General features: G+C 41.3%; 14 protein-coding genes and 1 riboswitch. Of the genes, 13 read left to right on the top strand and 1 reads right to left on the bottom strand.

The genetic code is table 11. The features are described 5' to 3' along the window. The first annotated feature begins 3 nt into the window (after positions 1-3). The 12 genes from flhB (at position 4) to hrpB (ending at position 13,689) form a co-directional block, all read left to right on the top strand. Positions 4-1,134, top strand: a complete 1,131-nt coding sequence (gene flhB / locus AC6H44_RS10720) for a flagellar biosynthesis protein FlhB (protein ID WP_500735421.1) — start codon at positions 4-6, stop codon at positions 1,132-1,134. A gap of 16 nt (positions 1,135-1,150) precedes the next feature. Further along, positions 1,151-3,226 carry a flagellar biosynthesis protein FlhA gene (flhA, locus tag AC6H44_RS10715; protein WP_500735420.1) on the top strand — a complete coding sequence of 692 codons (2,076 nt, stop codon included), beginning with the start codon at positions 1,151-1,153 and terminating at the stop codon, positions 3,224-3,226. Positions 3,227-3,366: 140 nt separating this feature from the next. Continuing rightward, positions 3,367-3,449: riboswitch (cyclic di-GMP riboswitch) on the top strand. Positions 3,450-3,544: 95 nt separating this feature from the next. Further along, a complete protein-coding gene (locus tag AC6H44_RS10710) occupies positions 3,545-4,417 on the top strand; it encodes an OmpA family protein (RefSeq protein WP_500735419.1) in 873 nt (290 codons plus the stop codon). Positions 4,418-4,437: 20 nt separating this feature from the next. Further along, complete coding sequence (locus AC6H44_RS10705; RefSeq protein WP_500735418.1) at positions 4,438-4,611, top strand: hypothetical protein; 174 nt, start codon at positions 4,438-4,440, stop codon at positions 4,609-4,611. Between the two features lie 186 nt (positions 4,612-4,797). Continuing rightward, on the top strand, positions 4,798-5,751 hold the full coding sequence (locus AC6H44_RS10700) for a sigma-54 interaction domain-containing protein (RefSeq protein ID WP_500735417.1): 954 nt from the start codon (positions 4,798-4,800) through the stop codon (positions 5,749-5,751). Between the two features lie 17 nt (positions 5,752-5,768). Next, entirely contained in the window at positions 5,769-6,092 is a 324-nt protein-coding gene (gene fliE / locus AC6H44_RS10695) for a flagellar hook-basal body complex protein FliE (protein ID WP_500735416.1), read from the top strand. A gap of 8 nt (positions 6,093-6,100) precedes the next feature. Beyond that, on the top strand, positions 6,101-7,828 hold the full coding sequence (gene fliF / locus AC6H44_RS10690; RefSeq protein ID WP_500735415.1) for a flagellar basal-body MS-ring/collar protein FliF: 1,728 nt from the start codon (positions 6,101-6,103) through the stop codon (positions 7,826-7,828). After that, positions 7,809-8,828 carry a FliG C-terminal domain-containing protein gene (locus AC6H44_RS10685; protein WP_500735414.1) on the top strand — a complete coding sequence of 340 codons (1,020 nt, stop codon included), beginning with the start codon at positions 7,809-7,811 and terminating at the stop codon, positions 8,826-8,828. The genes fliF and AC6H44_RS10685 overlap by 20 nt, the downstream gene beginning before the upstream one ends. A gap of 2 nt (positions 8,829-8,830) precedes the next feature. Further along, positions 8,831-9,463, top strand: coding sequence for a FliH/SctL family protein (locus AC6H44_RS10680; RefSeq protein ID WP_500735413.1), 633 nt, complete (start codon positions 8,831-8,833; stop codon positions 9,461-9,463). Further along, positions 9,456-10,805: a FliI/YscN family ATPase gene (locus AC6H44_RS10675; protein WP_500735412.1), complete on the top strand. Its 1,350-nt coding sequence runs from the start codon at positions 9,456-9,458 to the stop codon at positions 10,803-10,805. Before AC6H44_RS10680 ends, AC6H44_RS10675 begins: the two co-directional genes overlap by 8 nt. Next, positions 10,798-11,214, top strand: a complete 417-nt coding sequence (locus AC6H44_RS10670; protein WP_500735411.1) for a flagellar FliJ family protein — start codon at positions 10,798-10,800, stop codon at positions 11,212-11,214. The genes AC6H44_RS10675 and AC6H44_RS10670 overlap by 8 nt, the downstream gene beginning before the upstream one ends. Positions 11,215-11,262: 48 nt before the next feature. Next, positions 11,263-13,689 carry an ATP-dependent helicase HrpB gene (gene hrpB, locus AC6H44_RS10665; RefSeq protein WP_500735410.1) on the top strand — a complete coding sequence of 809 codons (2,427 nt, stop codon included), beginning with the start codon at positions 11,263-11,265 and terminating at the stop codon, positions 13,687-13,689. Between the two features lie 66 nt (positions 13,690-13,755). Here the strand turns inward: hrpB and AC6H44_RS10660 are convergent, their stop codons facing one another. Continuing rightward, positions 13,756-13,971, bottom strand: coding sequence for a hypothetical protein (locus AC6H44_RS10660; RefSeq protein ID WP_500735409.1), 216 nt, complete (start codon positions 13,969-13,971; stop codon positions 13,756-13,758). Positions 13,972-14,266: 295 nt separating this feature from the next. On the opposite strand from AC6H44_RS10660, the gene AC6H44_RS10655 reads away from it, so the two are divergent. Further along, positions 14,267-14,980, top strand: a complete 714-nt coding sequence (locus tag AC6H44_RS10655; RefSeq protein ID WP_500735408.1) for a DUF1499 domain-containing protein — start codon at positions 14,267-14,269, stop codon at positions 14,978-14,980. Positions 14,981-15,021: the final 41 nt, after the last annotated feature.

Raw genomic sequence — 15,021 nt, 5'->3', positions numbered from 1 at the left:
GATATGTCTGAAAATAGCTCGCAAGAAAAAACAGAACAGCCCACAGAAAAACGGCTAAAAAAAGCTAAGGAAGACGGCCAAGTCGCACGCTCAAAAGAGCTCAATACCGCTATTTTATTAATGGTTAGTATTGCTGGGCTATTGTGGTTTGCCAATTTATTTTACAGCTTATTTGTTAACTTAATGAACAGCACCATGGTGCTGGATCACACAATTATAAATAACAAAAAAATGATGCCCATCGCGCTGGGCGACGCCATTATGAACATGCTGTCGACCCTAGCACCGTTTTTATTATTAAGTTTTTGCGCAATGTGGATCACTGGGTGCTTACCGGGTGGGTTTGTGTTTTCAAAAAAACTGGTCGCACTAAAAATGAGCAAGCTCAACCCATTAACCGGGTTAGGCAAAATGTTTGGTAAACAGTCATTGGTAGAGCTGCTTAAATCGATATTAAAAATAACCTTACTGGCGATTTGCTTATATACCTTTTTAACTAAGCTGTGGGTGCAGCTGATGATGTTACAAAACTTAGATATCAAAGTGGCGATAGGCCAAGGCATTGAGCTGTTATTTTTATCGTTAATGATCACCGTAACTTTACTGCTTTTTATTGCTGTTATTGATGTGCCTTTTCAGCAAAAACAAATTGCCGATAAAATAAAAATGACCCATCAAGAGATAAAAGAAGAGCGTAAGTCTTCCGATGGTAGTCCTGAAATTAAAAACAAAATTAGGCAAATCCAGTATCAGCAATCTAACCGAAAAATTGAAGAACGCGTTCCCACTGCCGATGTCATTGTTACTAATCCAACTCATTATGCTGTAGCAATAAAGTACAGTGAAGAGGCAGCTAAAGCCCCTTATGTTGTCGCCAAAGGCGTGGATGAAATGGCGCTGAGAATACGCGAAGTAGCCCGTATGAATAACAAAGAAATTATAGAAATACCGGCATTAGCACGGGCTATTTATTTTTCGACTCGGGTCGACCAAGAAGTGCCTAACGGCTTGTACAGTGCGGTTGCTTATGTATTGACCTACGTATTGCAACTAAAAGCATACAAGCAAGGACGAGGGCAAGCACCCGCCGCCTTGCCTGAATTAACAATCCCTAAAAATTTACAGAAACCTTAGATGTTGGAGTTATAATTTGAACTGGCGCAGTTTTACTCAACCTTATACCGCTATTCCTATTTTGCTGTTAGCTGTTTTGTCGATGGTTATTTTGCCATTGCCTGCATGGTTATTAGATGCATTATTTACCTTTAACATTGTATTGTCAGTGATTGTATTGTTGGTAGCTGTGTCTACTAAAAAACCGCTCGATTTTTCTGTATTTCCGACTATTTTGTTAGTCGCTACCTTGATGCGTTTAACCCTAAATATTGCCTCAACACGGGTAGTACTACTGCATGGCCATGAAGGTTCTGATGTCGCTGGTCGAGTTATCCAAGCGTTTGGTGAAGTGGTTATAGGTGGTAACTACGTCGTTGGTATTGTGGTGTTTGTCATTTTAATGGTGATTAACTTTGTGGTTATTACCAAAGGTGGCGAGCGTATTTCTGAGGTGGCAGCTCGCTTTACCTTAGATGCTATGCCCGGTAAGCAAATGGCAATTGATGCCGATTTAAATGCCGGATTAATTGGACCTGAGCAAGCAAAAGAGCGACGTAGCACCATAGCCCAAGAGGCAGATTTTTATGGCTCTATGGATGGTGCCTCAAAGTTTGTGCGCGGTGATGCCATTGCCGGTTTAATTATTTTAGTGATTAACCTACTTGGCGGTGTATCAATAGGCGCTTTTCAACATGGTTTAAGTTTAGCCGAAGCGTTTCAACGTTTTGCCCTATTAACCATAGGTGATGGTTTAGTTGCACAAATCCCCTCGTTATTACTCGCGGTTGCTGCGGTTATTATTGTTACCCGAATGAACGATGAAGGCGATGTGAGTGAAGCGGTCGGTAAGCAGTTATTGGCTTCTCCGCGGGTTATTTTTACCGCCGCTTTAATCATGGTCACGCTCGGTATTGTGCCAGGTATGCCCACTGTCGCCTTTTTAGGATTTGCCGCACCACTATTTTATGTTGCTTGGCGATTACAGCGCTCACTCCCCGATAAGTCTTTAATTGAAGCAGAGCAGATGACCGACACCATTTTAAGTGAGCAGCAAGCTAACTTAGAGTGGGGAGATATTTCTCATGTTGATAAGTTGTCGGTTGAGCTTGGATTTCGTCTTGTTTATTTAGCAGATAAAGATAAAGGAGAAGAGCTGGTCAAAACCTTGCGCGGGGTGCGTAAAAACCTCTCTGAACAACTTGGTTTTTTATTACCGGAGATCAGAATAAAAGATAACCTAAAATTAAACCCGCAAGAATACAAAGTCAATTTGGCGGGTGTACCTGTTGCTAGTGCAAACGTAAACGCCAAGGAATTACTTGCATTAAATACCGGTGATGTATATGGCACGCTGGATGGTGAGTTAACTACCGACCCTGCTTATGGGCTTGAAGCCGTTTGGATAAAAGATGACAGCAAAACCCAAGCGTTGAATATGGGGTACTCAGTGGTAGATTTAGGCACTATTATTGCGACGCACACTGGTAAAGTGATCAAAGAGCATTTAGATGAGCTATTTAGTTATGAGGATGTACAAAAGCTCAATGAACGCTTAAAAGAAATCTCACCTAGCTTAGCCGAAAACTTCGAAAAAGCATTACCGACTAATTTACAGCTTAAAGTCATTCGTTTACTACTAAAAGAACACATTAGTATTAAAGACATTGTGACTATCGCGGGCACCCTCATAGACAGTGTTGAGGTGACAAAAGACCCCATTTTACTAGTTTCAGATGTACGCTGTGCTTTGCAAAAAGTGTTAGTAAAACAAGTGATGGGTAATCGCGATGAACTCAGTGCTTACAGTTTAGATGAAAAGCTAGAAAGCACCTTACAAAGCTCACTCGACCAAGCCATGCAAGCGGGTAAAGTGGTACTTGATAGCTTTGCGGTAGACCCTAATTTGCTAGGGCAATTTCAACGCACTATGCCAATGATTGTTGAAGACATGAAATCAAGAGGGGTAACGCCCACATTAATAGTGGTACCGCAATTACGACCACTGTTGGCTCGTTATGCTAAAACTTTTACTAAAGGGAGTTTAGTTGTGCTTTCTTATAATGAAATCCCAGATACTATTCGTGTTGATATTCTTGGATCTTTAGGGTGATTGAACATAAATAATACACGATGTGAACACGTTATGAATGTTATATAACAATATTTAAAATTAATGATATTTAACTATAACTTGTTGCTTTTGTAGTATATAATAACTAGAATATTTTGTGTTGGTTAAAAATACACAAGTAAATTAAATGGCAAACTATGCGAAAGCATAAGACGCAAAACTTCCAGTCTAAGGCATTAGCTATGATCGTGGGGTTACATTAACTTAGTGATATTCATTAATACGGTTTGTATTTGTTGTATTTCGCTATTTATTTAAAAAACTTAATGGTTATATTTAACTTTATACGGAATATAAATGAACGTATTACCTCAATTTATTAAATTAGCATTTCCCCTCACATTATTAATGTCGAATCAAGGGCAAGCGGTAGAGCAAAATCTAGTGCAAAGCTACGAAAATTCAAGGTGGTCAGTAAAGAGCAACCCATTTGTTTGCTCTTTACAACAGCGCTTTGAAGGTTATGCAGTACTGGAAGTTAAAACACAGCCAGCGCAAGTCCAACATATTGAATTTAAATGGCTATTAACAGATAAACCAATTACAAGTTTACAAATTTTATCACGTAAAGCGGATTGGCAGTCTGATAATACCGTTCTTAGCCCCCTTAGTTTTGTATCTACTGACATTACAGATAACAAGGTTCAATTTACAGCTGATGTAAGCGCTTTACTCCGTGTTATTAAACAAGGGGGCTGGTTAGACACGTTGGTGAGTTTTGCAGATGAGCAGTTACGGCTTACGTTTACCAACACCCATAGCGATAAAATAGTTGCAGAGTATCAACAGTGTTTAGCTAACCTATCACCGCTCTCATGGGAGCAAGCACGTGATCATCAGTTACAGTTTGTCAGCGGTCAACGCACCGTAACGGCAGCCAAAGATCTTAAATTTTTAAAAGATTTAGTGCGTTATATTTCTTTAGATAGCCGTGTTAGCAAAGTGCTTGTAGATGGTCATACCGATAATACCGGCTCGCCATTATCGAATCGACTGCTTTCAAAAGAAAGAGCGGATGACGTAGCCGCCAGACTGATTGAATTTGGTTTAGCCAAAGAGATGTTAGAAGTGAGAGCACATGGTCAACGCTACCCCATCATAAAAAATTCAAAGCAAGGCGAATCGTCTAATCGTCGTGTTTTAGTCCGTCTTTTTCGACACTCAAATTAATTGCATCGTAAAGGAATAATATGAGTCAAAGATACCTCTTATGGATCAGTGAGCAACAGCCAACGCCTGAAATTCAGCAGCTTGTTTACACCGAAAATTTTAAGTTTTTGCATACAAACTCCATCAGCGATGCGGTCAGTCACTGCCTTATTTGTAAACCTGAGCTGGTGTTTGTTGATGCTGATACCCAATAACTTGAACTGGTTGAGTTAGTCAAATTACTTCGTAAAACATGCGCAACCTCACAAATTGTTACGTTAGTAGATTCATCGCAAAGTGACATTGCTTCAAAAACAATTAATACAGGTGGCGCTGTTGATTACTTATTAAAACCTTTCTTTGCTGAGCAACTTAAAAAAACAATCAGAAATACCGATTCAATGAAGCGTGGGTTTGAAGATTTAATCGCTGTTTCTACTAAGTCACAGCAAGTATTACGTTTAGCCAATCGTGCTGCACATACTTCGGCGGGGGTGTTGATCAGCGGCGAGTCTGGAACTGGTAAAGAAAAGCTAGCACACTTTATTCATAAAGCTTCAGATCGTAAAGATAAGCCATTTATTGCCGTTAACTGTGCCGCAATTCCTGAAAATATGCTTGAAGCCATGCTATTTGGTTTTAATAAAGGTGCATTTACAGGGGCGGTTAATGCTCAGCCTGGAAAGTTTGAGCTGGCCAATGGCGGTACTATTTTACTCGATGAAATTACTGAGCTGCCACTGGATCTACAAGCTAAATTACTGCGCGTATTACAAGAGCGAGAAGTTGAGAGACTCGGTAGTCATCAAAAGATTAACTTAGACATCAGAATTATAGCTGCCTCTAATCGCGTATTGCGTGAACAGGTCGAGCAAGGGGCTTTTCGGGAAGACTTATTTTATCGCTTAGATGTATTGCCACTTAGCTGGCCCGCACTTCGAGATCGAGTTGACGATATCATTCCACTTGCTTATCACTTTATAAAAAAATATGGCACCTCTGAGTTTCATATCAGTAAAGAGGCAGAAGATGTGATGCTTTGTTATAACTGGCCAGGTAACGTGCGTGAAATTGAAAACGTCATTCAACGCGCCTTAGTTATGGCCAGAGGCGTTGAAATTCAGGTTGATGACTTAAACCTACCCGAATGCTCAAAAGCGGCGATGACATTTTGTGCCTCGCAATTAAAAGAGAATAAAAAGCAAGCAGAGTTTGATTACATATACAGTTTATTAAGCCGATTTAAAGGGCATCGTACCCAGACAGCACAGGCGCTTGGCGTAACTACCCGAGCATTAAGATATAAAATTGCCGCAATGCGTGAGTGCGGTATTGATATTGATGCAATTGCATAATTTGAAGGAAAAATAGAATGTCGCCAATTGAAAGTCAGCAAATGATGCTAGGTAAAATGATGGATATGCAAAAAATTGCAGGTCCTGAAAATATAGAGCCGGCTAGCATCAGTAATCAAAATGTAAATATTAGTGAAGACTTTAAACACGTTATTCGCTCTATCAACGCCCAACAAAATATTGCTGGTGAAATGGTTAAAGCTGTTGATACGGGTGAAAGCGAAGATGTGGTCGGCGCTATGATCGCCAGTCAAAAAGCGGGGCTTAGTTTTTCTATGCTGATGGAAATGCGCAATAAAGTGCTCAATGGCATTGATGATGTCATGCGCATGTCGCTGTAGAGGCTGATATGAAAGGAGAACTAACAAAAGTACCCGAGCAAAATGAAAGTAACCTAAAAGAAAGAGTGATCAACTTTTCGAGCAAACTAAATTTAGGCAGCTCAGGAGATAGAAGTGTTGCAACCATTGCCTTACTCGCTACTTTAGTAGCCGCTACTATAGTACTTATTTTATGGACTTCAGCTAAAAATTATGTACCTCTTTACGGTAATCAAGAAAGCTACGACAAAGCCAATATTTTAGAAATTTTAGATAAGGAACAAATCACTTTTCGTATTGATACCGATAGTGGCAATATTTTAGTACCTCAAGAAAAGCTAGCGGATGCGCGTATTACACTTGCTGCCAGAGGAATTAAAGCCTCTATGCCGCAGGGAATAGAAGGTATTGGTGACAAGGTCTCTATGGGGACTAGTCAATTTATAGAGTCAATGCAATACCAGCATGCCTTAGAAGGTGAGCTGGCGCGCACCATTATTAACATGCAAGGCATTCGTAATGCCCGTGTACACTTAGCTGTCCCCAAGCGAAGCTTGTTTGTTGGTCGTACTGAACAAAAAACCGCAGCATCGGTGATGGTGGATTTAGCGCCAGGGCATGAACTAAAACCCGAACAAGTCGAAGCGATTATTGCACTAGTGATTGGCAGTGTACCTGGGCTTGATTCACGCTCTGTGTCAGTCGTCGATCAACGGGGTAAACTTCTCAGCGGCGACTTATTCGATACTACGCCAGTGGGTAAAGAAACCGATAAAAAGCTCGCCTTTATTGAAAAAGTTGAGCGTAATATAGAGCAACGTGCTTCTATTATGCTGTTGCCTATTTTAGGTGAAGGCAACTTTAGAATTCAGGTTTCAAGTGATGTTGACTTTAGTGTGGTTGAAGAAACACGCGAAATGGTTGATCCGCAAAATGTATTAACTCAAGAGTTTATAAAAACTGACAACGCCATGGATCAGTTTGCTGCGGGTATCCCTGGGGCTTTAGCCAATGAACCTCCTGTACCCAATGAGCAAGCTGAGGAAGGAAATAACGAGCGTACCTCACAAAGAAGTGAAAGCAATCGACAGTTTGAAAATGGCCGTTCAGTCACTCATACCCAATTTGAAGTCGGTCGCATTAAAACAATGAGTTTATCGGTACTTATTAATGAACAAGCCGCAGGTACCGCCAATGGTTGGAGCGAGGAAAAGCTTGCCGCATTAGGTGAAATGGTAAAAAAAGCCACGGGATTTAGCGACGCACGCGGTGATCAATTCAATATCACTAGCTTTACTTTTGTAGAGCAAAAAATACTTGCGCCAGGTGAAGGGCTTGAGTGGTGGCAAATGCCAGAACTTAAAGAATATGCGCGTTATATTGTCGGTACTTTAATTAGTTTATTACTGATTTTATTTGGCGTGCGTCCTTTGGTTAATCACCTTATTAAAGGTAAAAATAACGAAGTAAGCAACGCCTTAGCAACTTCAGCAAATGAAGCTAAACCCACCTCTGCAACAGAAAGGCAAAGTAGCCCACTCGATGACGCGATTAATGCTAAATCGCAAATAGAAAACTTAACAACCAAAGATCGTTTAAGCGATCAGCAAAATATGTCATTACCGCAAATAGGCAATGATTTTGAAGAACAAATTGCGCACATGCAGCTGCTCGCCAGTAAAGAAACTGAGCGCGTAACATCAGTAATAAAATATTGGGTAGAACAAGGAGTTGAAATTGAATCAAGAAAAGCTTGATAAAAGCTCACAATTACCGGCATTAGATCGCGCCGCTATTTTATTACTGAGTATGGGGGAGGAAAACGCCGCCAGTGTTATTCGTAAATTAGGACGTCGCGAAGTGCAGGCTATCTCTGAGCGAATGGCCAAAATTTCAAACGTGACTCAACAGGACGTTGCAGGCACGTTAAGTGAGTTTTTTGATTGTTATCGCAATGAAAGTGGTGTGAACGGTGCATCGCGTGTGTATTTAGAGCGAGCACTCGATAAAGCTGTCGGTAGAAAGCTTGCCAAAACCATGCTGGATGATATTTATGGTGGCGCAATGAATGACGATTTACGCCGTTTAGAGTGGATCCCGCCTGAACTTATCGTGCGCTTTTTAGATCAAGAACACGTGCAAATGCAGGCGCTGTTTCTTGCTTTTTTACCGCCAGAGCAAGCCTCTGCCATTATTGTGTTGTTTCCAGAATCTAAACATGATGACTTACTTTATCGCATTGCCAGTCTTCGTGAAGTGAGTGAACACGTTATTGATGATGTGCGTTTAACCCTTGAATCATGTATTGAATTTGTAGGTCGCCAAGTAGGCGCGCAGGTCAATGGCGTCGATAAAGCAGTTGAAATTATGAATCGTTATAACGGTAATAAGAGTCAAATTATCGAATTAATGAAAAAACATAACACTAACGTGGCTGATGAAATACAAGAGAAAATGTACGACTTTGATAGCCTAATTAAGCAAACTGACGAGACATTAACCTTATTGCTTAATGACATTCCTGATGAGTTATGGACGATGTCGTTAAAAGGGGTAAACAGTGAGTTTTTAGCCCGTGTTTTAGGGGTGCTTCCTAAACGTTTGGCGCAAGTGTATCAACAGCAAATTGACGGTTTAAGTGCGCAACCTTTGAGTAAAGTGATTGCCGCCAGAAAAGAAATTATGTCGATAGTCAGAGACATGAGTAAACAAGGTGATATTGAATATCGCTTATTTGAAGAAGAGACTGCAGGCTAATTATGAGTCAGGTATTCAGGTTTCCCACTTTAAATAAAAATGAGCAACATCAAACCCTGCAAGAGCGTTTAGATGCTGCTCAGCGTGTAGGTTTACAGCAGGGCTATGAAGAGGGGCTCGCGCAAGGGGCTGCTAATAAGCAAAGCGAATTAGAGCAGCAAATGGAGCAACAAATAGAGTTGCGGGTTGCTGAGCGGCTTGAAGCGCAAAAAACTCAGCTTATAGACAGTTTTAATACTTTATTCGACAAAGCAAATAATGAATTACTTAACTTTAATGATGAGTTTAAACAAGACATTGCTTTGATGATAAGCACCTTGGCAGAGCACGTTATTGACTGTGAGCTAACAGTTCGCCCCGAAATACGCACACAGCTAATTGAAAAGGCCATTACCTTACTTAGCGACCGTGATGTGGTAACAAAAATTATGTTCTCAGGGGCTGATTGTCATTGTTTTAATGATGCGCGTTTAGCTGAATTTTCACTGCCAGTTTATTTTGATGAAGCATTGAGCAGTGGTGATGTTGAACTGGTAGCGGAGCAACAAACACATCGGTTTTCTTTTTCAGAGCGCTTACAAAGTTTATTGGATGACGTAATCCCTGAAATACTAAAAGCGCAATCGCATGATTAACCCATTACATACCTGCTTAAAGTCAGCACTGGCAGCGTTAACCCCGCCTGAGTTAGTTAAAAGCTATGGCCGTTTAACACGAGTAAATGGTTTAACGCTTACTGCGACGGGTGGGCAATTTGCTATGGGTGAAAAGTACCAAGTAGAAAGTATAGACGGGCATTGGTATGACGCAGAAGTCGTGGGCTTTAATCAAGATGAAGCCTACTTAATGCCCCTGAAGAAAATTCAAAATCTATACTCAGGGGGGCGAGTCAGACCGGTTATAAAAAACAGCCACGTGGCTATTTCTGAAAAGTTATTAGGCCGTGTAATTGATGCGCAAATGCAGCCAATTGATAACTTAGGACCACTTGAACAAGACACCGCAATGAGTACCTGTAAATTAGCCAATGATTACTCTTTAATGCCACTGGAGCGCAAAGGCGTTACCGAGCCTTTGGATGTAGGTATTCGCGCTATTAATAGCTTGTTTAGTGTCGGTAAAGGCCAGCGTTTAGGCTTATTTGCAGGCTCTGGTGTAGGTAAAAGTAAATTACTGGGTATGATGACGCGTTTTACCAGTGCCGATGTCGTCATTGTGAGTCTAGTCGGTGAGCGTGGTTGGGAGGTAAAAGACTTTATTGAGCAAAGCTTAGGTAAAGAGGGTTTAAAAAAAGCCATTGTGATTGCATCTCCAGCGGATGATTCGCCATTACTGCGCATTAAAGCGGCAGAGCTTAGCCATAAACTAGCAGCCTATTTTAGAGATAAAAATTCAAATGTATTGTTGCTAATGGATTCATTAACCCGTTATGCGCAAGCACAACGTGAAATTGGTCTATCTGTTGGCGAGTTACCAGCATCAAAAGGTTACCCGCCGTCGGTATTTAGTAAATTAACTCAATTAGTTGAAAGCTCTGGCAATAGTGAAAAAAGTAAAGGCAGCATGACCGCCATTTATACGGTATTGGCCGAAGGGGATGATCAGCAAGATCCGATAGCCGATAATGCCAGAGCGATTCTTGATGGTCACATAGTATTGGACCGCTCATTAGCCGAAAAGGGCCACTATCCGGCGATTAATATTGGTTCATCAATTAGTCGAGTGATGCCAAATATAGTCACAGATGAGCAGCTAAGTTTTTGCTATAAAATGAAAAAGCTCTACAGTCGCTACATGCAAGTACATGAGCTTATTCCTTTGGGTGCATATCAAGCTGGTAAAGATCCAGAGCTCGATAGTGCAGTAAACATGTACCCACAGATTGAGTCTTTTTTATGCCAAGGATTAAACGAACAAGTTGATTTTTCACAATCAGTCAATCAGTTAAATGCAGTGATGGGTAAACTCAATGCTTAATAAGTTTTTAGGATTACAACAGCAAAAGTTAGACAAAATGCTGGCTGAGCAAACTCAATTACAACAACAAAGTAACCTAGAGCAGCAGCGGTTATCGCAGCTACAGCAGCACATAAACAGCATGGATACCAACCAACAAATGAGCTCTGCGTTAAGTTTACAAAACTTATCGGGGATGAAACGTATTTTGTCTGGTTTGTCGGCGCAGCAGCAAGCGCGAATTAATGATTCACAGCAAGATGAGCGTCGTCAGCAGCAAGCTTGTTTTAAGCAAATGAGCTTTACTAAAGGTATAGAAGGCATTGTTAGCAACAGGCATCGCGCCTATCAAAACCAAATGCAGCAGCAAGAGGCTAAAGTTTTAGACGAAATGATCAGCCAAGCACATAGTCGCACCCTGCATAAATAACGCTTAATTTTTGCTACAATGGCGACAAAGTAATTTAGGATAAATAACGTGCTGCCGGTTCAAGCAATATTTCAGTCACTCATTGATGCATTAAAAACTAATCCAATCACCTTACTGCAAGCGCCGCCTGGTGCGGGTAAATCAACGTGGTTGCCATTACAGCTGATGCGCGAAGGACATTATAAACGTATCGTTATGCTAGAGCCACGGCGCTTAGCGGCGCGAAATATTACCAATTATTTAGCGCAATGCCAAAATGAAGCTGTGGGTCAAAGTGTCGGTTTACGCATTCGAGGTGAAAGTAAAGTAAGCGTGCACACGCGTCTTGAAATAGTCACCGAGGGCATGCTAACGCGCATGTTACAAAACGACCCTGAGCTTAGTGATGTTGATTTACTGATTTTTGATGAGTTTCATGAACGCTCCATTGCCGCCGATACCGCACTGGCATTCGCTTTAGAGTCGCAATTAGCACTGCGTGAAGATTTAACTATTTTACTTATGTCGGCCACTTTAGATACCGAGCGATACACCACATTTTTTAATTGCCCAGTGATCCAATCAAGCGGGCGAAGTTATCCGATTGACGAAATATATTATCCGATAAAAGATGAAAGCCGCTGGCTTGATGTTATTCCATCAATAATAAAACAAGCACTCGATGAGCAAACAGGCAGTGCGCTGGTATTTTTACCCGGCCAGCGAGAAATACTGCGCGTGCAACAAGCATTGAGCGACTTACCTAGCAACTGCCTAGTCGCCACTTTATTTGGTGAGCAAGATAAAGCTAAGCAACAAGCGGCGATAGCCCCTGCGCCAAAGGGAATGCGAAAAGTGGTGCTAACCACCAATGTGGCCGAAACCAGTTTAACCATCGAAGGTATTCGAATTGTAATCGATAGCGGCAAGCGCCGTGCAGCGAGCTTTAATTTAAAAACCGGCGTCACCGAGCTGACCACCCAAAGTATATCGCGCTCATCGGCGGTACAACGTGCAGGGCGTGCAGGGCGAATAGAGCCAGGTGTGGTGTACCGACTGGGCTCTAAACAAACCTTTGAGCGACGCAGCGCTCACGATAATCCCGATATTCTTACCTCAGATATTAGCCAACTGATGCTAGAGGCAAAGCAGTGGGGGGCAAGCATGGATGATCTTACTTTACTTGATAAACCCTCAGAGCAACAATGCATTCAAGCGACAAATTTATTAACCATGTTGGAGGCGATTGACAGCAGCGGCAAGCTTACTTTATTAGGTAGCAAAATACTCAGTTTTGGTACTGATATTCGCCTGGCGCATATGTTGCTAAAAGCACAAATGTTAGAGCCACAATTAAAGGGCGTTTATCGTTTGGCTATTTATTTAGTGGCCTTGCTTGAAAGCCGCATTAATACAGTCAATGAGCTTAATTTAGCATTACACAGTCAACAGCAACGGCCTCATCCTGTTTTTAAGCAGCAATTAAACTATTGGCAAAAACGCTTAAAGTTTACCGATAATCACACCGATTTAAATACCGAGCATTTAAGTTTACTGGTGGCACTTGGCTACCCAGACCGTATCGCTAAAAAACGCGGTAATGGTTACTTACTTGCTAATGGCGCAGGTGCAGAGCTTAATCTAGAGAACTGGCACAATGACGAATACCTAGCGATTGCCAGTATGGGCGGGCACAAAGGCGGGCGTATTTTTGCAGCCACGGCGCTAAATCCATTTGCGCTCAAAGACTATTTACCACATTTATTTACTGAGCTGACTCGCTGCGAGTTTGATGAAAAAACCGCCCGCTTTATCCATCAAGACGAAGTAAAGCTTGGTGCAATTACGTTAAGCAGCCAACCAAGTAAACACACGCTTGATAAAACTGAGCGTGCCAAGGCGTGGCTTAATTTGTTTGCCAAGCAGGGCTTTTCACTGTTTAACGAGCAAAAAGAAAGCGAGCAGTTACTTATTCGGATGTGCTTAGCCAGTAAATTGATGCCTGAGCAGTTTCCTGTTATTTCCCAACAACAACTCATTGCCTCAGCGAGTAGTTGGTTAGGGGTGTACCTTGAAGATATTAAAACCCTTGAGCAACTTAAAAAGTTTAATTATTTTGAGGCACTGCAACACTGTTTTAATTGGCAACAGCAAAGCGCACTAAAATCGCTACTGCCGCTGCGCTTAACGGTCCCTAGTGGCTCAAATATTAAAATAGAATATCAACTTGATGGCCCCGCCAAGCTCAGTGTGCGCATGCAAGAGGTATACGGTTTAACCAGTACGCCAACGCTTGTCAATGGTAAGCTACCTTTATTAATGGAGCTGTTATCCCCAGGTAAGCGCTCATTACAACTTACTCAAGATTTAGCGAATTTTTGGGCCACAAGTTATCGCGATGTACAAAAAGAGATGAAAGGCCGTTACCCGAAACATTTTTGGCCAGATGATCCTGCAAACAGCATAGCGACCAATAGAGTAAAAAGTAAAATGTGATAAAACAGTGAAAGCCGGTAAATCACATGTTTATAGATAATATATTAAGGCATGTCCGGTTTTATTTTAAACCTCTTTTCCACTGTGTTGCTCAGCTAAATCGTCAAGCTCAGCAAGGGTATAGTCAAATCCGCTTTCATCGTATTCATAACTTACTTTAACGCTATCACCCCCATTAAAAAGACGAGTTTTTACTGTATTAACTGGCCAGTTTTTCAATTCATGTAAAAAGCGGTTGGCCACTTGCGACGATTCAAATTGATAACTTACTTCTGTTTTCATAAATAACAATACCCCAGTAATTTTACCCCCGTAGTTTGTTGATTTTTGCCAAGGAGTCAAGCAAAGCAAGTAAAAATAACCGCACTTTAGCTGTATTACAGCATGTAACAAGTTGATCTAGTTAATAGCAATTATATCGTAGGGGATGTATCAGTATTTGGTAAGTATGTGCTATCTTAAAGTTAATAAAAATAATTATTTTTTATACACTTATCTTTAATAGTAATCTAAATTAAATGCTTGGCAGTATAAAACTGTTTGAAAATAACAATGACAAATAATAAAGGAGTAGGCAATGAAACATTTAGTCAGCTTAGTTGGGCTTATCGCCTTTTTACTGGTGGTATTACCTGGACCACTTTATAAATTTAATATGGTTGAGCTAGGCACGGCGTTTTCTGGATTTAGATTAGGCGTTTATGTAGGCGGTGCAGCATTAGCATTGCTGTTAATTCAGGTTATATTTATGCGTAAAACAGTGAGCCTAGTAAGCGCTGTAGTAACAATTATTTTTGCAGCGGTCGCTATTGCAATGCCAGTTAACATGATGAATACGGCAAAAAGTGTTCCGCCTATTCATGACATTTCGACTGATTTAGTTAACCCTCCAGCATTTGTGGCCATAGTACCTTTGCGCGCTGGTGCGCCAAACCCGGTGGCTTACGCCGGTGAAGAAACCGCAGTGCAGCAACGTAAAGCGTATCCAGAGCTAAAATCATTAGACTATAACCAAACTCAAACAGAGCTGGTGGCAGCAACGACCCAAGCAATGGAAAACTTAGGTTGGGAACTGGTTAATAGTGATGTTAATAATGGCATTGTTGAAGCGACGGACACCACCACATGGTTTGGTTTTAAAGACGATGTAGTGGTGCGTATTAACGATAAAGGCAGTAAGCGCGTGGTCGATATACGCAGTAAATCACGCATTGGAAAAAGCGATTTAGGTAAAAATGCGCAGCGCATTAAAACACTGATTGACGAGTTAAATGCTGTTGTCGTGCAATAATTGATAACAGAAAAACAGCCCCGCGTTTTTGCAGGGCTATT

This window comes from Pseudoalteromonas sp. TAP-3C (assembly GCF_059888565.1).
The sequence above is the reverse complement of the archived record's forward strand: the minus strand, read 5'-3'. Positions and strand labels throughout refer to the sequence as shown.

Coding starts and splice junctions, on each gene's coding strand:
- fliE (WP_500735416.1), top strand. CDS start 5,769: ATGTCGCCAATTGAAAGTCAGCAAATGATGCTAGGTAAAATGATGGAT.
- AC6H44_RS10700 (WP_500735417.1), top strand. CDS start 4,798: ATGAAGCGTGGGTTTGAAGATTTAATCGCTGTTTCTACTAAGTCACAG.
- AC6H44_RS10670 (WP_500735411.1), top strand. CDS start 10,798: ATGCTTAATAAGTTTTTAGGATTACAACAGCAAAAGTTAGACAAAATG.
- AC6H44_RS10710 (WP_500735419.1), top strand. CDS start 3,545: ATGAACGTATTACCTCAATTTATTAAATTAGCATTTCCCCTCACATTA.
- AC6H44_RS10660 (WP_500735409.1), bottom strand. CDS start 13,971: ATGAAAACAGAAGTAAGTTATCAATTTGAATCGTCGCAAGTGGCCAAC.
- fliF (WP_500735415.1), top strand. CDS start 6,101: ATGAAAGGAGAACTAACAAAAGTACCCGAGCAAAATGAAAGTAACCTA.
- AC6H44_RS10655 (WP_500735408.1), top strand. CDS start 14,267: ATGAAACATTTAGTCAGCTTAGTTGGGCTTATCGCCTTTTTACTGGTG.
- AC6H44_RS10680 (WP_500735413.1), top strand. CDS start 8,831: ATGAGTCAGGTATTCAGGTTTCCCACTTTAAATAAAAATGAGCAACAT.
- AC6H44_RS10705 (WP_500735418.1), top strand. CDS start 4,438: ATGAGTCAAAGATACCTCTTATGGATCAGTGAGCAACAGCCAACGCCT.
- flhB (WP_500735421.1), top strand. CDS start 4: ATGTCTGAAAATAGCTCGCAAGAAAAAACAGAACAGCCCACAGAAAAA.
- AC6H44_RS10675 (WP_500735412.1), top strand. CDS start 9,456: ATGATTAACCCATTACATACCTGCTTAAAGTCAGCACTGGCAGCGTTA.